Source organism: Bradyrhizobium sp. AUGA SZCCT0431 (assembly GCF_018131065.1).
GTDB lineage: Bacteria > Pseudomonadota > Alphaproteobacteria > Rhizobiales > Xanthobacteraceae > Bradyrhizobium.
Map to the genome: position 1 here is coordinate 77,293 of NZ_JAFCLR010000024.1, position 19,762 is coordinate 97,054.

The 19,762-nt window shown below is 58.9% G+C and carries 19 protein-coding genes; 18 read left to right on the forward strand and 1 reads right to left on the reverse strand.

All coding sequences use genetic code 11. From position 1 onward, the window contains the following. Positions 1-189: 189 nt before the first annotated feature. The 12 genes from JQ567_RS23100 (at position 190) to JQ567_RS23155 (ending at position 13,793) form a co-directional block, all read left to right on the forward strand. The gene (locus JQ567_RS23100) at positions 190-1,395 is read left to right on the forward strand and encodes an ABC transporter substrate-binding protein (RefSeq protein ID WP_212440923.1); all 1,206 of its coding nucleotides are present in this window, start codon (positions 190-192) and stop codon (positions 1,393-1,395) included. A 16-nt stretch (positions 1,396-1,411) separates the two neighbouring features. Next, positions 1,412-2,221, forward strand: a complete 810-nt coding sequence (locus tag JQ567_RS23105) for a nitroreductase (RefSeq protein ID WP_249165642.1) — start codon at positions 1,412-1,414, stop codon at positions 2,219-2,221. Between the two features lie 101 nt (positions 2,222-2,322). Then, a complete protein-coding gene (locus tag JQ567_RS23110; RefSeq protein ID WP_212440924.1) occupies positions 2,323-3,135 on the forward strand; it encodes an ABC transporter ATP-binding protein in 813 nt (270 codons plus the stop codon). Continuing rightward, the gene (locus tag JQ567_RS23115) at positions 3,132-3,848 is read left to right on the forward strand and encodes an ABC transporter ATP-binding protein (RefSeq protein WP_312017449.1); all 717 of its coding nucleotides are present in this window, start codon (positions 3,132-3,134) and stop codon (positions 3,846-3,848) included. Before JQ567_RS23110 ends, JQ567_RS23115 begins: the two co-directional genes overlap by 4 nt. Before the next feature lie 17 nt (positions 3,849-3,865). Then, on the forward strand, positions 3,866-4,738 hold the full coding sequence (locus JQ567_RS23120) for a branched-chain amino acid ABC transporter permease (RefSeq protein WP_212440925.1): 873 nt from the start codon (positions 3,866-3,868) through the stop codon (positions 4,736-4,738). 18 nt (positions 4,739-4,756) lie between these two features. After that, a complete protein-coding gene (locus JQ567_RS23125) occupies positions 4,757-5,854 on the forward strand; it encodes a branched-chain amino acid ABC transporter permease (RefSeq protein WP_212440926.1) in 1,098 nt (365 codons plus the stop codon). A 19-nt stretch (positions 5,855-5,873) separates the two neighbouring features. Continuing rightward, the gene (locus JQ567_RS23130; protein WP_212440927.1) at positions 5,874-7,433 is read left to right on the forward strand and encodes a class I adenylate-forming enzyme family protein; all 1,560 of its coding nucleotides are present in this window, start codon (positions 5,874-5,876) and stop codon (positions 7,431-7,433) included. A gap of 4 nt (positions 7,434-7,437) precedes the next feature. Continuing rightward, positions 7,438-8,661: a CaiB/BaiF CoA-transferase family protein gene (locus JQ567_RS23135; RefSeq protein WP_249165643.1), complete on the forward strand. Its 1,224-nt coding sequence runs from the start codon at positions 7,438-7,440 to the stop codon at positions 8,659-8,661. Positions 8,662-8,663: 2 nt separating this feature from the next. Then, entirely contained in the window at positions 8,664-9,815 is a 1,152-nt protein-coding gene (locus JQ567_RS23140; RefSeq protein ID WP_312017450.1) for an acyl-CoA dehydrogenase family protein, read from the forward strand. 84 nt (positions 9,816-9,899) lie between these two features. Further along, positions 9,900-10,313: a Zn-ribbon domain-containing OB-fold protein gene (locus JQ567_RS39100; RefSeq protein ID WP_212440928.1), complete on the forward strand. Its 414-nt coding sequence runs from the start codon at positions 9,900-9,902 to the stop codon at positions 10,311-10,313. Beyond that, on the forward strand, positions 10,310-11,449 hold the full coding sequence (locus tag JQ567_RS23150; RefSeq protein WP_212440929.1) for a thiolase C-terminal domain-containing protein: 1,140 nt from the start codon (positions 10,310-10,312) through the stop codon (positions 11,447-11,449). Before JQ567_RS39100 ends, JQ567_RS23150 begins: the two co-directional genes overlap by 4 nt. Positions 11,450-11,759: 310 nt before the next feature. Next, positions 11,760-13,793 carry an NADPH-dependent 2,4-dienoyl-CoA reductase gene (locus tag JQ567_RS23155; protein WP_212440930.1) on the forward strand — a complete coding sequence of 678 codons (2,034 nt, stop codon included), beginning with the start codon at positions 11,760-11,762 and terminating at the stop codon, positions 13,791-13,793. A 143-nt stretch (positions 13,794-13,936) separates the two neighbouring features. On the opposite strand, the gene JQ567_RS23160 is transcribed toward JQ567_RS23155, so the two are convergent. Then, positions 13,937-14,323 (reverse strand): hypothetical protein, encoded by a 387-nt coding sequence (locus JQ567_RS23160; protein ID WP_212440961.1) that lies wholly within the window; start codon positions 14,321-14,323, stop codon positions 13,937-13,939. A gap of 102 nt (positions 14,324-14,425) precedes the next feature. Between JQ567_RS23160 and JQ567_RS23165 the strand changes: the two genes are divergently transcribed. From JQ567_RS23165 to JQ567_RS23190, 6 genes are all read left to right on the forward strand, one after another. Continuing rightward, positions 14,426-15,217 (forward strand): SDR family NAD(P)-dependent oxidoreductase, encoded by a 792-nt coding sequence (locus JQ567_RS23165; RefSeq protein WP_212440931.1) that lies wholly within the window; start codon positions 14,426-14,428, stop codon positions 15,215-15,217. Positions 15,218-15,220: 3 nt separating this feature from the next. Next, positions 15,221-15,994 (forward strand): crotonase/enoyl-CoA hydratase family protein, encoded by a 774-nt coding sequence (locus JQ567_RS23170; RefSeq protein WP_212440932.1) that lies wholly within the window; start codon positions 15,221-15,223, stop codon positions 15,992-15,994. A 56-nt stretch (positions 15,995-16,050) separates the two neighbouring features. After that, positions 16,051-17,229: a thiolase family protein gene (locus JQ567_RS23175; protein ID WP_212440933.1), complete on the forward strand. Its 1,179-nt coding sequence runs from the start codon at positions 16,051-16,053 to the stop codon at positions 17,227-17,229. An 81-nt stretch (positions 17,230-17,310) separates the two neighbouring features. Further along, on the forward strand, positions 17,311-18,186 hold the full coding sequence (locus JQ567_RS23180) for an SDR family oxidoreductase (RefSeq protein WP_212440934.1): 876 nt from the start codon (positions 17,311-17,313) through the stop codon (positions 18,184-18,186). Positions 18,187-18,351: 165 nt separating this feature from the next. Then, positions 18,352-18,732, forward strand: a complete 381-nt coding sequence (locus JQ567_RS23185; protein ID WP_212440935.1) for a thioesterase family protein — start codon at positions 18,352-18,354, stop codon at positions 18,730-18,732. 185 nt (positions 18,733-18,917) lie between these two features. Continuing rightward, a complete protein-coding gene (locus JQ567_RS23190; protein ID WP_212440936.1) occupies positions 18,918-19,199 on the forward strand; it encodes a LysR substrate-binding domain-containing protein in 282 nt (93 codons plus the stop codon). The last annotated feature ends 563 nt before the right edge of the window (positions 19,200-19,762 follow it).

Here is a 19,762-nt window from a genome sequence, read left to right on the forward strand (position 1 = left end):
CAGAAGAAAAAAATTGACTTCATAGTCAATTTGTCGATATACAAGATCGCCTAGCGTACCGAGCTTGCCCGACAGGGGGAGCGACTACGACAGAAGCGATGAAGCGCCGACGATTAAACCCACCCAGGAGTCGGCGTCGAGGCGCTTGGCAGTCTGGGGACGGGCGAAGTACCTAACGGAGGAGAGGACATGACTGGGATCAGGACTGGTGTCGCGGCGACGGTGCTGTTTGGCTTCGCAATCGTCGGCTCGCAATCTTATGCTGGCGGAACGTACGACCCTGGTGCGACCGACGCTGAAATCAAGATCGGGCAAACCATGCCCTATAGTGGTCCGGCGTCGTCATATGGCGTCATTGGCAAGTCGCAGGAGGCTTACTTCAAGAAACTCAATGCGGCGGGTGGTATAAACGGCCGCAAGATAGTCTTCCTGTCCCAAGACGACGGCCTTCAGCCCCCCAGGGCGCTGGAAGTTTCACGCAAGCTCGTCGAGCGGGACGAAGTGCTCTTCCTCTTCGGCAGCCTCGGCACTGCCACGAACACAGCAGTGCATCAGTATGCCAATCAGAACAAGATCCCCCAAGTTCTGATCGACACGGGTGCCGCCAAGTTCAACAACCCGGCCAAGTATCCATGGACGATTCCCTATCTGCCCAGCTATGAGACCGAGGGCGAGATCTTCGGCAAGTATATCCTGCAGGAGAAGCCGAACGCCAAGGTCGGCATCCTCTACCAGAACGACGACTCCGGAAAGGACGCGCTGCGCGGTCTGGCGCGGTCACTCGAGGCGGCCGGCAAGACGGTCGCGATGAAGCAAACCTACGAAGTGACCGACGCGACGCTGGATTCGCAGATCATCGCGCTGAAGGGCGCGGGCGTCGATGCCTTCTTCTTCTTCGGCCTGCCGAAGTTCTCTGCCCAGATGATCCGCAAGAAGCACGATATTGGCTGGGAGCCGCTTACGCTCATCTCCAGCGTCGCCTCGTCCGTCGCGACCGCACTCGAGCCGGCCGGCCTCGACAAGTCGATAGGCCTCGTCACCGCCGACTTCCTCAAGGACCCGACGGACAAGGCTTGGGCCAACGATCCGGACGTCGTCGAGTGGACCGCCTTCATGAACAAATGGTATCCCGGCAATCTCACGGATGTGAACAGCGTGCATGGCTACATCATGGCCAAGCTCCTTGAGCAAATCCTGACGCAGTGCGGTGACAATCTCACACGGGAGAATGTCATGAAGCAGGCCGCCAACCTCAAGGAGCTTCGTGTGCCGATGCTGCTTCCCGGTATTGTCGTCAATACGAGCTCGACCGACTACGGCGTGATCGAGCAGGTGCGGCTTTCCCGTTTCGACGGCAAGAACTGGGTCGGCTTTGGCGATGTGATCGGCAGGTAGCTAGTCGGATGAGGGGTTGCTCCTGTCGGAACGCCCCTTGATCTGCCAATACGCTACGCCTCGCCAGTGGGCGTCGGCGTCGAAAAAACCAAGCAGGAAGACTTCAATGGACGTGGCTATCAAGCCGAAAAATATCGCACTGAGCGACATCGCAGCGGTCGATGCAGCGATTACGTCGCGTCGCTCTTGCCGGCAGTTCCTGCCGAAGCCGGTACCGAGCGAAGTCATCGTCGATATTCTCGAGGTCGCAAGCCGCGCACCTTCGGGACATAATGCCCAGCCATGGAACGTCCATGTGTTGACCGGTGCGGCGCTCCGCCGTTTCACCGCCGCCATGGTAGCCAGTTTCAATGACTACTCCCTTGCGGACCAGCGGGTCGAGGACAGTGACGTCTATCCGACCGAATGGGTGTCGCCTTACCTCGAACGTCGCCGCAGGGTCGGTGGCGCGCTTTATGCAAGCCTTGGAATCCAGCGCGGCGACAAGGAGCGCATGCATGAGCAGTTGCGCAAGAACTACGAGTTTTTTGGGGCTCCTGTTGGAATGATCTTCACGGTCGCGGAGGTGATGGTCCGCAACGTTCTCGACTGCGGAATGTTCATGCAGAACATCATGATAGCGGCCCGCGCCAGGCAGTTGGAAACATGCCCGCAGGCGGCTTTCGCGGTACTTCGCAGTGCCGTGCAGGAAGCGCTCGTACTCCCAGACAACGTTCGCGTGATTTGCGGCATGGCGCTGGGCCACAGCGACGGCCAAAGCCCCGCCAATGGTTTTGTGAGCGAGCGGGAGCCGGTCACGGCGTTTACGCGGTTTTACGACACGTGACGTCGCGCGGACCGGAAACATCAACCCCGCGTCCGATCGGCGGGTCGAAAAAGCCCGCGGAGGACGCGCCGCGGGACGTCCAAAAGAATGGACACAGGCTGATGCAAGCTGATGTCGAGCTTCACCAGGAATCTGCTCTCGCCGGAAGAATCACGGCCCTGTCGATTCGCGATCTGTCGATCAGTTTCGGAGGCATCACGGCCCTCGACGGTATGACGTTCGACGTCGAGAAGGGAACCGTCTGCGGTCTCATCGGACCGAACGGCGCGGGCAAGACGACGTTGTTCAACTGCCTTAGCCGCATCTACGAGCCGGCCAGCGGGCAGATCCGGTGTGGCGACGTGGATGTCCTGAAAGTGCCGCAGCACGATGTTGTGCGGCTGGGTATCAGCCGCACTTTCCAGAACATCGCCCTTTTCAAGACCATGTCGGTCCTCGACAATATCCTGGTCGGAGCTCATTGCACGGCAAGCAGCGGCTTCGTCGCCAACGCGTTGCGTACGTTCGGCGTGAAGCGGGAGGAGGGGTGCCTCCGCGAGCGTGCCGGCGATCTCCTGCGCCTTCTCAACCTCGTCGCAGTGCAAGACAAGGCGGTCGCGGACCTCCCATTCGGGTACCAAAAACGTGTCGAGCTCGCGCGAGCGCTGGCCTCGAATCCGATGCTTATTCTGCTCGACGAACCGGCATGTGGCCTCAACCATGAGGAGATCGACGGACTGCGGACCATCATCCGCCGCATCCGCGACGAACTCGGCATCACCGTGTTGCTCGTGGAGCACCACATGGGCCTTGTCATGAGCGTCTCCGACAAGGTTGTCGCGCTGAACTTCGGGCAGAAGATCGCGGAAGGGAGCCCTTCGGAAGTCCAGGGACATCCTGATGTTATCCGCGCGTATCTGGGAGGAAAGTCGTGACGGCCGCGTTGCTCGAAATACACGGCCTGTGTGCCTCCTATGGCGCTACCCAGGTCGTCCATGGGGTCGACCTCATGCTGAAGGAAGGTGAGATCACGACGCTGCTCGGCGCCAACGGCGCTGGCAAGACGACCGTTCTGCGCGCGATCTTCAACATGGTGCGGACACGCGGTGACATCTTCCTGCGCGGCGAGAAAATCAGCGGTCGCGCGACCGAGGACATCGTCAGGCAGGGGTTTGCGCATGTGCCAGACGGACGGGGCACCTTTTCGGCCATGACGACCGAAGAGAATCTTCAACTCGGCGCATACACCCGCAAGGACAGCAAGGACGTGCTGTCCGACATTGAACGGATGTACAGCCGTTTTCCGGTTCTCAAGCAGCGGCGGAACCAGCAGGCGGGGACGTTGTCGGGCGGAGAGCAGCAGATGCTCGCTATCGCCCGGGCGCTGATGCTGCGGCCGAAGATTCTGCTTCTCGACGAGCCTTCCTTCGGCCTGGCGCCTCTGATCGTTGCGGAAATCTTCGAGATCATGAGGCGTATCAACAAGGAGGACGGCGTCAGCATTCTGCTAATCGAGCAGAACGCGAACCTAGCCCTCGACCTGGCCGAGCGCGCCTATCTTCTGGAAACGGGGCGGATAGCCATCTCGGGACCGGCTAAGGACTTGAAGAACGACGAAGCGGTTCGCCGCTCTTATCTCGGACACTGAGGGGCAGGGGCGCGGTCATGGAAGAGCTGCTGCATCAGATTTTCGCGGGCATAGCGACAGGCGGAATCTATGCCTCGATCGCACTTGCTCTCGTGATGATCTATCAGACGACCAATCACATCAATTTCGCGCAGGGCGAGATGGCTATGTTCTCGACATACATAGCCTGGACGCTGATCCAAGCTGGAGTGCCCTACTGGATCGCATTCCTGGCGACCGTGGTCTTCTCCCTCGTGGCGGGCGTGGCAATCCAGAGGATCATCATCAAGCCGCTGGAGAGGGCACCGCTGCTGACCCACGTGCTGATCTTCATTGGCCTGCTGGTGATCTTCAACAGCGTCGCGGGCTGGGTCTGGGACTACACGATCAAGTCGTTTCCCTCGCCGTTCGACGGCACGTTCCTGCCGAGCACCCGGTTTTTCTCCAGCCATGAACTCGGCGAGATCATCGTCACCCTCATCCTTCTCGCGGCGCTGTTTGGCTTCTTTCGCTTCACGACGCTGGGGTTGGCGATGCGCGCGGCTGCGCTCAATCCCGTATCGAGTCGCCTCGTCGGCATACGGGTGAGCTGGATGCTGGCGCTCGGCTGGGGGCTCGCTGCTGCGATCGGATCGGTGGCAGGCATGCTCATCGCGCCTGTCGTGTTTTTGGACCCCAACATGATGAGTGGCGTCTTGCTCTACGGGCTAGCCGCGGCGCTGCTCGGCGGAATCAACAATCCCTGGGGCGCGGTCCTGGGCGGTTTCATGCTCGGCGTCATCGAGAACCTTGCTGGAGCCTATCTCGTCGGCACCGAACTCAAGTTGAGTGTTGCGCTGATCATGATCGTTCTCGTGCTGCTGATTAAGCCGTCGGGCCTGTTTGGGCGACCAGTTCTGGAACGCGTTTAGCGCGAGAGGAAAAGCGAAATGACGACGCAAACATCACATCTTGTGCGACGGCATGTACATATCGGTTGGATGCCCGCCTATAAGCCGGCTCTTCTAATCCTCCTGGGAGCCGTAGCCCTCGCGCTTCCATTCTTCCTGAAGAATTTCACCGTCTTTCAGATCGCGCTGTGTTTCGTTTATGCGATTGCCGTCCTTGGGCTGAACTTGCTGATAGGCTACAGCGGCCAGGTATCTATCGGTCACGGCGCATTCTATGCCGTCGGCGCTTACATCGCAGCGATCCTGGTGTCCAAGTTCGGCGTGCCGTATTGGGCGACGATTCCGATTGCCGCTATCCTGTGTTTCGTAGTGGGCTTTCTCTTTGGTTTTCCGGCGCTCAGACTCGAGGGACACTATTTGGCCCTGGCGACACTGGCGTTGGCCATCGCGTTGCCTCAGGTCCTCAAGCACGCCCAGCTCGAAAGCTGGACCGGTGGGGTGCAGGGCATCATCATCCCAAAGCCGGTGCCGCCAATCGACCTACCTTTCTCTGGCCGATATGATCTGCCGCTCGGATTGGTTTTTGACTTCAAGCTGACGCCCGACAGATGGCTTTATTTCTTCTGCGGCAGTGTCGCCGTCATTCTGTTCCTCGTGGCGCAGAACCTCGTCGCCGGACGCATCGGTCGCGCACTACTGGCCCTACGAGACCATCCGGTAGCCGCCAAAGCGATGGGCGTGAATACTGCCCGCTACAAGTCGCTCACTTTCGGCATCAGCTCCATGTATACCGGCATCGCCGGCGCGCTCAGCGCTGTTGCTGTCCAGTACGTCGCCCCCGACAGCTTCACCTTTCTCCTGTCGTTGTCGCTCATCGTCGGATGCGTAATCGGAGGGGTGACGTCGATCTGGGGCGCGGTCTTCGGCGGTGTATTCATTCAATTCGTGCCGAATGTCGCGGACGAGCTATCTAAGGCCGCGCCCTGGGCGGTCTACGGCGTCATTCTCATTCTTGCCATGTATGTCCTTCCTGAGGGAGTGGCCGGCCTGATCAGCAGCGTCAGACAGCGCCTTGCAGGCAGGTTCGGACATGCGCTCGCCGGTCCGGCGCCGAAGCCGGCACTCGATGAAATCTGAACCGATTGGGGGTCCGCAGATGCGTATCGCAGATTATCTTGAAATTGCCGCCGACCGGTTTCCGGAACGTGAAGCGATCGTCTTCGGTTCGGTCCGAATGACCTATGCGGAAGCGGCTCGCTACGCCCATGCCATCGCCAACCGGCTGCGCAAGTCCACGGGGTCGGGTTCGAACGCGAATATCGGGATCTACAGCCCGAACGACCACCGGATCACCTTGCTGGAGCTCGGCATCAACCGTGCCGGGCTGGCATGGGTAGCCGTCCATGACCGCAACTCGATCGAGACCAATGCGCAGGTCATTTCGTTCATGGATTGCGAGATGATCTTCTACGGCAGCACGCTCGAACAAAGTGTCGCAGAGCTGAAGCAGCTCTGTCCTGGCGTCAGGGAGTGGATCTGCATCGACGCGCCTTCCTCCCACGGGGAAGCCCTCGACCAGTGGATCGAGGGATGCTGGCAGCCTTTCCCCTGGGAGCCGGTCGCGCTCGACAATGTCGCCTTCATCATGCCCACGGGTGGGACGACGGGCCCGTCCAAGGGGGCAGTGCACACCCAGCGAAGTGCGGAAGCGGAGATCGTCCACCTCAACGCATCCCACTATCCGGGGCGCGGCCAAATCAAGCTGCTGACCATCGCGCCGCTCTCTCACGTGGCGGGGCTCTTTGCGCTGGCGCTGTTGCCGAATGGCGGCACCAACTTCATCCTGCGCGGCTTTTCGGCTGACGAGGTGCTGGACGCCATCGAATGTGAGAGGATCACGCACCTCTTCCTGCCGCCGACGCTGGTGAGCGCGCTGCTGGCGCATCCGCGCACGGCGACGGCGGACTTCTCGTCGCTCGTCGTGCTGACAACCGGCGCGGCACCGATCGCGCCGGAGAAGTTCAAGGAGGCCGTGCGTGTGTTCGGCCCCGTCATGTGGGAGGGGTTCGGGCAGTCCGAAACGCTGACGCCAGTGCTCATCAAGCGTCCCGAGGACTATATCCGCGCCGATGGCAGCTTCAACGAGGACGTTTTGGTGTCGGCGGGCCGCGCGTGGGACTATGTCGACGTGCGCATCCTGGACGATAACGGAGCGTTCCTGCCGGCTGGCGAACGCGGCGAGATCGCCGTGCGGTCCTCCTGCTGCATGAGCTGCTACTACAAGAACCCGCAGGCCACGGCGGAGACGCTGGTCAACGGCTATGTGCGGACCGGCGATATCGGCGTCATGAGCCGAGATGGTTTCGTCACGATCCTCGACCGCAAGAAGGACATGATCGTCACCGGCGGGTTCAATGTCTTTCCGGCCGAGGTCGAGGCCATCATCAACGAACATCCCGCCGTCCTCGACTGTATCGTCGTCGGCGTCCCGGACGACAGATGGGGCGAAGCCGTTCGCGCCGTTGTGCAGCTGAAGAGCGGAATGTCGGTCTCGGAGAACGAGTTGATCGTCCTGTGCAAGCAGCGGCTCGGAGGGGTCAAGAGTCCCAAGGTGATCGAGATCTGGCCCGATCTGCCGCGCAGTGCGGTGGGCAAGCTGCTGCGGCGCGAGGTGCGATCGCAGTTCTGGAAAGATCGCTGGCGGTCGGTGGGATAGGGCGTTGGTCGAACCCTTCATTGAGGTAGTTGCGATGTTTGCGAGTCGGTCGGATTCGAATAACGGAAAAGCGAGACGCCCCCTGGAGGGGCTTAGGATTGTTGATTTCACCCGTGTACTCGCGGGGCCTTACTGCACGGCACTATTGGCTGACCTTGGGGCCGAAGTGATAAAGGTCGAAAGTCCGGATGGTGACGACTACCGCCGGATAGGTCCTTTCAGGAACGGCGAAAGCCTGCTTTTTCAAACGGTGAATCGCGGCAAGCGATCAATTGTGCTCGACCTGAAATCCAGGGAAGATCTTGCAGTAGCGCATGAGTTGATTGCCAGCGCCGATGCGCTCATCGAGAATTTTCGACCTGGAGTAATGTCAAAACTCGGCTTGGGCTACGAAGTTGCTCGGGCAGGCAATCCGGGCCTCGTTTATGTGAGTCTTTCGGGATTTGGCGCGGTCGGCCCTTTGCGCGATCTCCCTGCATACGACGTCATTGTTCAAGCCATGAGCGGCTTGATGGACTTGACAGGGGAGCCCGATGGAACGCCAACCATGGTTGGCGAGGCGCTAGGAGACATCGCGGGCGGATTGTTTGCGTCCCTGGGGATGATTTGTGCATTGCTCGATCGCGAGAGAACGGGGAGTGGCAGATTTATCGATGTTGCGCTCTTGGACAGCCTGCTTTCGGTAATGCCAACTGCGGCATGCCGTGTGCTGCTGGAGGGAAGTACGCCGCGGCGTTCCGGAAACAAGCATCCGTTGTCAGCTCCATTTGGGATCTACGCCGTCAAGTCTGGACACGTTGCAATAGCGGTTCTGAATGACCGGCTCTTTCAGCTGTTTTCCGAAACAATCGGATTCCCGGAGTTAAGGAATGACCCAAGATTTCTGAGTGATGCACTGAGGCGGGAGAACGAAGTGGAACTTAGCCTCTACATCGAAAGGTGGGGGAGTGAATATTCTGCCGCTCAAGCCGTCTCAATTCTGTCTCAGGCCGGCATTCCAGCAGCGACAATAGTATCTGCCAAAGATGCTTGGACTGGGGAACACATACAGGCCAGGAACCTGACGTCTGTCGTCGAGCATCCCGAACTTGGTGAACTGCGAATACCCGAGCAACCAGTACGTTTCGATGGATCGCCACGAGGGGGACGTCGACCTGCACCGGCGTTGGATGCGGATGGGGAGCAGATACGTCGAGAACTCGCTGCACAGACCGGAAAGGGAAAATAGCTGTGGTGGAGGAATTCGAGCAAGCGATAGTTGATCAGGTAAAGCGGTTTGCCCGGGAGGTCCTTCTGCCCCAGGCGGAACGGATCGATCGGGAAGAGCTTTTTGTCACACGACATCAAGCAGCGCTTGGTGATCTCGGCGCAATGGGCATGAATTTGCCGGAGACGTGGGGCGGATTGGGCCTTTCAGGTTCAGCTCTGTATCAGGCGGTAGAAGCGATAGCCGCGGTGTGCGGCTCTACCGCTTCCATGTTGACTGCGCACTTCCTCGCCACCGATTCCGTTCTGATAGGTGGCAATGAAGACCAACGAGCGGAAATCCTACCATTGGCTGCGAGTGGCAAATACCTCGGAGCGTTTGCTTTGACCGAGCCGGGAGCGGGATCGAACCCGGCCGAGATGTCAACGAGGGCAAGACGAGAAGGAGATGGCTACCGCATAACCGGTCAAAAATGCTTCATCTCGAATGCGGCCGCCGCTGATTTTATTGTTGTCTACGCCAAATCCAATCCCGATGCAGGTGCGCGTGGAATAAGCGCCTATTTGATACGGCCGTCGGAACACGCAGGAGTGGAAATCTCCTCCCATGAAAAAACAATGGGCCTCCGCGGGGGGCATGTGTTCACGGTGAGCCTTGACTGTTTTGTTCCTGCATCTTGTCTATTGGGAGACGAGGGCCAGGGATTTCGAACGGCTATGAAGGTGTTGGACAATGGTCGAATAGAGGTTGCTGCGCAAGCTACAGGAATAGCAGGCGCCGCTCTGGAGGCGGCAATTGACTACGCCAAGACCAGATTTGTCGGAGGGCATCCGATCGCGGACCTGCAAGGACTCCAATGGATGCTCGCCGATTCAGCTACCGAACTTGCGGCCGCTCGCGGTCTTGGCCTGAATGCCGCGCGCTTGCGTGAACGTCGAGAGCGCTTCTCGGTGGAAGCTTCAATGGCGAAACTCTATGCCAGCGAAGCGGCGTGGCGTATTGCCGACCGTGCGCTGCAGATCCACGGCGGCTATGGATACACACGGGCCTTTCCGCTGGAGCGCTACCTGCGTGACCTCAGAATATTCCGCATATATGAGGGTTCATCGGAGATTCAGCGCAACATTATCGCCAGAACCATTCTCAACGATGGGTACCGTCGTCCAACCAGTTGATCCTGTGGGGCGGGCGGTCGAACTATGCGCCGGGGCGAGACCTAAACGAGATCTGCGGCGGAATAGACAGGCGGAAAGATGAGTATGCGGAAAGAACGCTGGATTCCCAGTCCGACGCCTGAAACGAGTCATTTCTGGGAAGGCACAAGGATCGGATTGTTGCGTTTGCAGAAATGCGACGACTGCTCGCACGTCTACTTCCCGCCACGTCCAGTTTGCAGAAAGTGCGGTTGCTCGAACGTGAGCATTGTTGAGGCTTGCGGAAAAGCCATCCTGGCCAGTTACGTGATAAGCCATTTGCCCGTGCCGGGGTTTGAATCTCCCTATGTAGTTGCGATCGTTGAGTTGGAGGAAGGGCCAAGGATGCTCACCAACCTGATCGGCGTAGACGCTTCTCCGACTTCGATGGAATTGGGTATGGACCTTGAGGTCGTCTATTCCCGCTTGAACGATACTATCGCACTCCCTCTTTTCAAACCCTCGGGGAATAACCAATGATGCCAAGGAGTGCCGTTATTGTAGGCGCGAGTGAAACTTCGCAACTCGGCAAGATCGAAGATATGTCTGAGTTGGGAATGCATGCTCAGAGCGCTCTTCTCGCACTGCAGGACGCCGGCTTGAAGCCCTCCGATATCGACGGTATTGCGGCGATAAGTGAGTACGCGGCGGAAATTGCGTTCTGTCTCGGCATCACGCCAAGATGGATCGACAGTACAAACGTTGGCGGATGCTCATTCATGCTGATGGTCCGCCATGCGGCTGCTGCTATAGAAGCGGGCCTTTGCAACACAGTTCTGATTACCCACGGAGAGAGCGGTCGGTCGCAAATTGGTGCAAGGCCTTGGCCGGCATATACCCACTCTCTGCATGGTCAATTCGAAATGCCGTACGGCGCCCTTGATCCAATCATTCAGTGCAATCTGCCATTGCTGCACTACATGGAGAAGTATGCCGTAACACGAGAGGCGCTAGCATATGTTCCGGTGGTGCAGCGCGAATGGGCCGCGTTGAACAGCAGGGCCCATGCGAGAACGCCACTTACTGTTGATCAGGTGCTTGATGCACGCATGATCGTTTGGCCATTGACCAGGCTGATGTGTTGCCTGGTTACCGATGGTGGAGGCGCACTCGTGCTCACTTCGCGCGAGCGCGCTCGCGACCTCACCGATTTTCCGGTCTATCTGCTTGGCAGCGGAGAGGGTGTGGAGACTATTTTCGCAAGTCAAACGGAGAAATTGGCGGAAGGAAAGGCAAGTCGCATTTCAGCGGAACAAGCATTTCGGTCAGCAGGCTTAGGTCACAAGGATATAGATCATTTGATGCTCTATGACCCTTTCGCCCAATTTCCGTTGTGGGGGCTCGAGGCGCTTGGCTTTGTCAAAGCCGGAGAAGCTGCTGCCTTCTATGCCGATGGACATACGCGGCCTGGCGGCAAGCTGCCGGTGAATACCAATGGTGGTGGATTGAGCTACACGCATACCGGGATGTACGGGATGTTCGCGATCCAGGAGAGCGTTCGACAGCTTCGGGGCCAGGCCGACGCCCAGATCCCTGGAATTCGCACCTCCCTCTGCCACGGGGTTGGCAACGTATTCGAGGCAGGGGGCACCCTCGTATTGGGCAACGCAGTCTAGCCCGTCCTGTTCTTGAGCGACCTGGCCGGGTAGCGCGGGAGTGCATGAATGTGGTCACCGCGGGGGATGCGTGCTCTGGCGCGAAGATTCCCATCGCTCCGACATTCTCCTTGCACTCAACGGTCAAGGGGATTCGATCAGCCTCATTCCATGCCTCCGGCGAGCGCCGTCGCCGTCCCGCAACGCCTTAGAGCTCCGCTTCCAGCGGCCATATTGACTATAAAGTCAATTTTATATATCAATAGATCATTTCGTAGGGGGATGTGCTCAGAACTCTGTTTCGGGCGAATTTCGATAGGGCAGAGTTAGTATGACCGTTCATAAGCAGTACCCCCTCCTGTTTTCGCCACTGAAGCTCCGTGGCACTCGCCTCAAGAACCGAATTCTCATGGGCGCGATGCACACGGGCCTGGAAGAAGCTGTCGCTGGTTTTCAGAGATTGTCCGAGTACTACGCCGAACGTGCCCGGGGCGGCGTCGGCATGATCATCACGGGAGGGACCGCTCCCAATGAATACAGCGCCCACGGAGCAAAGCTTTCGACCATTGCTGAAGCGGACCAGCATCGTCTCGTGACCGACGCGGTGCATGCGGCCGCCCCCGATGTGAAGATTTGTCTTCAGATACTGCATACTGGTGCACTGGCTAAGCACGCCCAAGGCATTGCGCCATCGGCCGTAAAATCGCGCGTGGGCAACTACGTCCCACGCGAACTGAGCGGGGAGGAGATAGAGCAGCAAGTGCATGACTTCGCGCGTTGCGCCCAGTTGGCGCGAGAGGCGGGGTATGATGGCGTTGAAGTGGTCGCGTCCGGCGGTTACCTGCTTTCCGCATTTCTGGTCGAGAAGACAAACCAGCGCACTGACGAGTGGGGCGGATCCTTTGAGAGGCGGATGCGATTCCCTCTTGAAGTCATTCGGCGCGTACGTGCGGCGATCGGCACTGATGGCATATTTGTCTTCCGAGTTCCTGCCATGGACATGCTCGAGGGCGGAATGTCATGGGAGGAAGTTGTAACCTTGGCGAGGGCGGCAGAAGCGGAAGGTGTCGATATCATCAGCGGGCATTTCTGCTGGCACGAATCGCCGGTGCCGACGATAGCGACGATGGTGCCCCGCGCCGCGTTTACACAGGTTACTGCTCGGCTGCGGAAGGTCTTGAAGGTGCCGGTTGTCACGAGCAACCGGATCAACATGCCGGAGGAGGCAGAAAGGGCTCTCTCGAGGGGTGATGCAGACATCGTCTCGATGGCGCGTCCGATGCTCGCTGACCCGAATTTCGCTCTCAAGACCGAACAGGGTCGCGAGGACGAAATCAATACCTGCATCGCTTGCAACCAGGCCTGTCTCGATCACACTTTCTCGGGCAAACAGGTGAGTTGCCTGGTCAACCCGCGTGCCTGCCACGAGACCGAACTAAACTACCATCCATCACTTTCGCCCAAGTCAGTCGCAGTGGTGGGGGCGGGGCCTGCCGGATTGGCCTACGCAACCATCGCTGCACAACGTGGGCATAAGGTAACCTTGTTTGAAGCGTCGAACGAAATCGGCGGGCAATTCAACCTCGCAAAGCGAATTCCTGGGAAAGAGGAATTTCACGAGACGCTGCGCTATTTCGGACGCATGCTTCAAATCCACGGCGTCGATGTGCGTCTTGGCTCTCAAGCGACGGCTAGTGGGCTCAGGGCTTTGCAACGTGACGGAGTCGTCCTGGCAACGGGCATTAGCCCCCGTCGGCTAGCGCTAAATGGCGTCGATCACACCAAGGTGGTGAGTTACATAGATGCAATTCTGGACAGCAGTGTCGTGGGTGATCGCGTCGCGATCATCGGGGCAGGTGGTATCGGGTTCGATGTCGCAATGCTGTTGTCCCAGGCATCGGCCTCCAGCGCATTGGACGTCGAAGAATTTGCTCGCGAATGGGGAATCGACTTTCGCAATCATCCGCGAGGCGGCGTAACCGGTATCGAACCGATGGTGGTGCCATCGGCACGAAAGATTTACCTGATGCAGCGAAAGATGCAGACGGTCGGAAAGGGGTTGGGCCGTACTACCGGCTGGACTCATCGTCTAACTCTGACACGCCGCGGCGTCGAGTTGATCAGCGGCGTCGATTATTTGAAGGTCGATGATGACGGCCTCCATACCCTGGTGGAGGGGCGCGCGCGGCTCTTCGAAGTCGATACGGTTGTCATATGTGCCGGCCAAACACCGCGTCGCGAACTTTATGATGACCTGCTGAGCGCCGGCGTGAGCGTAACGCTTGTGGGCGGCGCTCTCGAAGCTGCCGAGCTCGACGCTAAGAAGGCGATCGAGCAGGCCAGCCGCTTGGCCGCAGCATTGTGACTTCGCCCAGAGAGGGAAGCCTTGCCCATCCACTCAAGACCAAGCCGCAGCTCCCTGTTGGATTGGTTGCGGGCGTCAGACTTGAAGTTCTCGCGAGGTTTCGCCAGTGAAGACGGTACCGACCTCGTGCCTGGGTATGCGTGCTACGTTGCTGCCGGAGATTTCCGGGTGACGCTCTTCGACGGCCGGGTCTGGAGGGGGTCGGACATCATCAGATCGACCATCGCGTCCGCGGATTCATCGCGGCGCAATCTACCGGCCGGCGAATACCATTTGGCAGCCAGAAAATAGCTCTCATGAACGTGAAGACTGCCAAGCTCTGGTCGATTGGACTCATCACGGATCCCCTTCTCAATGATCTTCACGAACATCTTGTGAAAGACATCGCGCTGTTTGGCGGTCTCAGCGCGGTCCTGATCCCGCAGAGCATCCATGTCGACCAAGACGGCGCACGCCCATAGCTCCGTGGCAAATGAAGAAATGTGCTGTCGCAGAATGTTTCGTAACTGCTCGGCACCCGTGCCGCCCAGTGAATTCCGTTGCGTGACCTATTGACTCTGTAGTCAATATTTTATACGAAGAGAATATCGAAGGTTATGAGATCGTCAAAGTTCAGGATGAAGGAACGGCGAATGAATATCTTGGACCTCACCGGAAAGGTGAGCTTGGTGACAGGCGCGGGCCAGGGAGTCGGGCGGCAGATTGCGTTACATCTGGCTGCTCACAATGCACGCAAGGTGGTCGTGAACGATTACTATCTGGATCGCGCGGAATGCGTCGTGGACGAGATTAGGCGATCGGGGGGCGCCGCCGTCGCGGTCGCGGCCGATGTCTCCGACTTTCATGCAGTCAAGGAAATGATGAAGAGCACGCTCAGCGAATGCGGTGCGATCGACGTGCTTATCAACAATGCGGGAAACGAAGGAGCCGTCGTTCCTTCCGGTCCCCTCAAGCAATTCTGGGAGACGGGACCTGAGGACTGGCGAGCCTATCTGGCTGTCAATCTCGACGGCGTCTTCAATTGCGTCGCCGCAGTCACGCCGTCCATGATGGAGAGGCAGACAGGAAGGATCATTACCATTGTTTCAGATGCAGGCAGGGTTGGTGAGCCGGGACTAGAGGTCTACTCGGGTGCCAAAGCAGGCGCTGCAGGCTTCATGCGAGCGATCGCCAGATCGCTTGGGCGTTACAACATTTCCGCAAATTGCGTTTCGATCGCTATGACCAGGACGCCGCGAATCGGACCTGTAATGGATGCGATGCCTCCGGACCAGCGGAAGAGGGCGCTCGACAAGTACGTTGTCCGGCGATTCGGCGAGCCCGAAGACGTCGCAAACATGGTGCTGTTCCTGGCATCAGACTCGAGCTCATGGATCACCGGGCAGACCTATCCCGTAAACGGCGGATTCTCCTTTGGATTGTGAACAATGACGGACGAAAAGCAGAGAATTTTGGTTGAGCCGCGAGGACATATCCTCGTCATCACCATGAATCGACCTGAGGCAAAAAATGCCTTCGATCTGGAGACCGCGCGCGAGATGGAGCGTGCGCTTGACCTGCTGGATGATGACAGGAATCTCAGAATCGGGATCGTTACAGGCGCCGGCGGGAATTTCAGCGCGGGTGCGGACCTGAAGGCCGTTGCGCGCGGCGAATGGGCGCAAACCGAGAAGCGAGGCGGGTTTGGAATCTTTCGCCGGCCTCCGCTCAAACCACTTATCGCAGCCGTGGAGGGTTACGCCGTTGGCGGCGGATTCGAATTGTGTCTTTCGGCGGACATGATTGTCGCGGCGCGCGACGCGCGCTTCGGGCTGCCGGAGGTTCGGTATAACGTCGTCGCAGTGGGAGGCGCGTTATTCCGGCTTCAAAAGCGCATGCCGTACAACCTTGTGACGGAACTGGCCATGACCGGTCGCTTCGAGGAGGCCGGCTTTTTTCATCGTCATGGCGTCGTCAACAGGCTGACGGATCCTGAGCGAGCACTCGATGGTGCGATCGAGCTTGCGAACGAAATCCTCGACAACGGCCCCACCGCAGTGTGGGCGACCAAGGAGATCATCTTCCAGTCGAACTTCTGGAACGAGCCGGTCGGCTGGGACGAGCAGCTTGCGATCGCCGCCCCCGCCGTTCGCAGTGCGGACTCCAAAGAAGGATTGAAGGCCTTTGCGGAGAAACGCAAGCCGCGGTGGGAAGGACGCTGATACCGCATTCGCGCGTCAGTCAGAGCGAAGTCAGCATCAACAGAGGAGATTCACCCATGACCGCGGCTATCATCGGCGGGGTTGGCATGACCCAGTTCGGAAAGCACCTTAGCCGATCGATGCATGATCTCGCGAGCGAAGCCGCCAGGCTGGCGTTACGTGACGCGGGTGCGACGACCAGCGACGTCGATATGGTCGTCTTCAGCAACGCTGCCGCTGGCCTCGTTACAGGTCAGGAGATGATCCGTGGCCAGACGTCACTCCGTGACATGGGTTTGGGCGGTTTGCCGTATCTTAACATTGAAAATGCTTGTGCAGGTGGCGGTACGGCTGTCGGTGTAGCGCAAATGGCGATCGCTTCGGGGCTGGCGGATGGCGTGCTCGTGGTCGGTGCGGAAAAACTTGCTCACGAAGATAAGACTGTAAGCTTTCGGGCTCTCGCTGCGGCCGTCGATGTCACCGAGAACGCGTCCTCGGGTGAGGCGGACGTCTCGCCGTCCAGGTCCGTCTTTATGGATATCTATGCGGAGAAGACGCGCAAGTATATGGCGGAGAGCGGTGCGACACGCGAGGACTTCGCCGATGTGACCGTCAAGAACAGGGCAGCTGCGGCCCTCAATCCGCTTGCGCAGTTCCGTGAAGGCGTGACCCGTGAAGAGGTTCTCAACAGCCGGCTTATTTGCGAGCCTCTGACGCTCCTTATGTGTTCGCCGATCGGCGATGGCGCAGCCGCGATTTATGTATGTTCAGCCAAGCGCGCTCGCCAGCTCGGCGTACGCGCCGTTCTGCTGCGCGCTGTTGGCCTGGCCTCGGCTAATGATGGCGGTGTCGCGCCCAGTGCGGTCGGCCGCGCCGCCGATATCGCCTACGCACAAGCAGGTATCGGCCCGGAAGATATCGACGTCGCCGAGACGCACGACGCATCTTCGCCAGCAGAGATATTGTCTTACGAGGCGCTAAGGTTCTGCAAGCCGCTGCAGGGAGCCGCGTACTTCCGCAGCGGAGCCACCAAAATCGGCGGCCGGCTGTCGGTGAATCCAAGCGGCGGCCTCGTGGGGCGCGGACATCCTGTTGGCGCCACCGGCGTCGCGCAGATCGTAGAGTTGGCCCAGCAGTTGCGCGGCCAGTCGGGTTCTCGCCAACGTCCAAATGCAAGAGTGGCACTGGCTCACGTAGCCGGCGGACAGATTGCAGACGACGCCGCGGCCGCAGCGATATCAATACTTAGCCTTTGACTCTCGATCAGCGTCCTTAAGATGCTGATCGCTTCCGAAGCATTCCAATCATGACAAGACGTACACCTCATGGAGACGCCAATGTTCGCAGACGGCCTACTCAAGGGCAGACGCATCCTTGTCACCGGCGGTGGCACCGGCCTCGGCAAGGCGATGACCACGAAGTTCCTGAAACTCGGCGCAGAGGTACACATTTGCGGTCGCCGGAAGGTGGTGTGCGATGAGACCGCAGCCGAGTTGATGAAGGCACATGGCGGCAAGGTGATCAGCCATGGCCTCGACATTCGCGATGCGACAGCGGTCGATCGCACGGTGGGCGAAATCTTTGAGACCAGTGGCCCGCTCACGGATCTCGTCAATAACGCAGCCGGCACACTTATCTCCCGCACCGAGGATCTCTCGTCGCGCGGTTTCGACGCCATCGCCAACATCGTCATGCACGGCACGTTCTATGTGACGCATGCGGTCGGCAAACGCTGGATCGCCGGCAAACACCGCGGCAATGTGGTGTCGATCGGCACCACCTGGGTGCGCAACGGCAGTCCTTTCGTGGTGCCGTCGGCCATGAGCAAGACGGCGGTGCACGCCATGACCATGTCGCTTGCAACCGAATGGGGCCGCTACGGGATTCGCCTCAACGGAATCGCGCCCGGCGAAATTCCGACCGAAGGCATGAGCAAGCGGCTCAATCCCGGCGAACAGCCTGGGGAGCGCACCAAGCTGATCAATCCCATGGGCCGCGTCGGCACCATGGAGGAGTTGGAAAATCTCGCGACCTTCCTGATTTCCGGCGGCTGTGACTGGATCTCAGGAGAGACCATCGCGCTCGATGGTGCACAGGCGCTCGCTAGTGGCGGCAGTTTCTACGAATTGCGCAACTGGAGCGACGCCGACTGGCAGGCGGCTCGCGAACGGATCCAGGCACAGAACAATATGGACCGGGCGCAGCGGGCGTGATTGCTACAGCTTTCGTCATTCCGGGTCTGCAATGATCGAATCGCCAAACTCAAGATTCTCACATTCAGCTGCCGTGTCGCCGGCTCCCCCGCTGAATGCGAGCGGCAAGATTCGTAACGTCGACCTGCGCTAGATGGTAAAGACAGGATCGTTCGAGGTTCTGCAATGATGGCGATCGTGATCGGTGAAACATTCAGCTGTTCCGTAAGCACGACGAGCGCCCACACGGCGCATGCCTTTGGCAACGACGGTGTCCATCTGATCGGGACGCCTGCTCTTATCGGCTTCCTCGAAACCGCATCGAACGGATGCATCAAGGATGCGTATGACGAAGGCGAAGCCTCGGTGGGAACCTCGGTCAATGTCCGTCACCGCGCTGCGGCTCCGAAGGGAGCGACGATCGACGCAAGCGCGCGCGTGACCGCGGTTCAAGGCCAGCGGGTAGAGTTCGCCGTCTCGGCACGGTGGAATGGTATTCTGCTTATGGAAGGCACGCATACCCGGACAATCGTTGTTCTTCCGAGTTTTCTCAAGAAGTTCGCCTGATTGTAATTGCTAGGCTGTGGGCTGGAAAACCACGGTAGGACTTTGAATCACGCAGCGTAGTTTAATGGTAGAATGAGGGTTCTAGTTCCTTCGCCCTCGCTTCAATCGTCCTGGCCATCGCAAGGTGAGCCGACTTACATACTTGCGGTAGTCGGTGGGAGGTGAGGTCCTTCGGAACAAGAATAATGGGGTTAGCACCTTGGCGGGCCAGGACACCTGCTCTTCTACAATCGCGGAATCTCGAAGCCTTCGTCTCCGACGATTCCGACCTCATCAGGCGAATGGCGGTCGAAACCGATCATGTCGCCCGCGGCCCGCGCTTCGCATTCGAGCGGGAGCTTGGACGCGGCGATCTGGTCGAGTTGGGACTGGACTCGGAGTTCTGGTACGAATGCTGGATGCTCACGACGTGGGCGAGATGGCGATCGCCGATCGTCAAAGCAATCGCCCAGTTCGCCAGGGAGTAGAGCAGCAGGCGACTGCCGCCGATGTCCACTGGTTTGACCAGAGCACTGGCCCGCGAACTGGACATCATGACATCAGGGTCAATTGCGTCATTCCGGGCTGCATCATGCATCAAGCGCAAGCTCGCCCTAGTGCAACGCGCGCATTTTCAGAACCGGAACTTTGGCTACGACCTCAACAGGCAACCCATTCCAGCCCGCCTGTTCCAAGGAGAACGCCGCAACGAAATCGCAACGAATTGGGTGAAACGAAGGTGAACAAAAAGAGACGGAAACACTGTCGCAACGAGAAAAATCAATAACTTAGAAGATATGCACTGCGTTCGGGACGCAGGCGGCTTGTCCAAATATGCTAGGTCGGCATTAGATTCCATCGGCGGGTGGAATAGTGCGCACTCTCGAGGGGGACTAATGGATCGGAGGATATTTCGATAGCGTATGCAAAAAGGCGTAGCCGAAGTCCGCCTTGCGTTTCGCTGTGAAGGCGCCTCAAACGCGGGTAAACGGTCTGGCCAAGGTCGTGCAGGTGGCGATAGGAGGATTGCCGGCACTTTCCCGGCCATCAA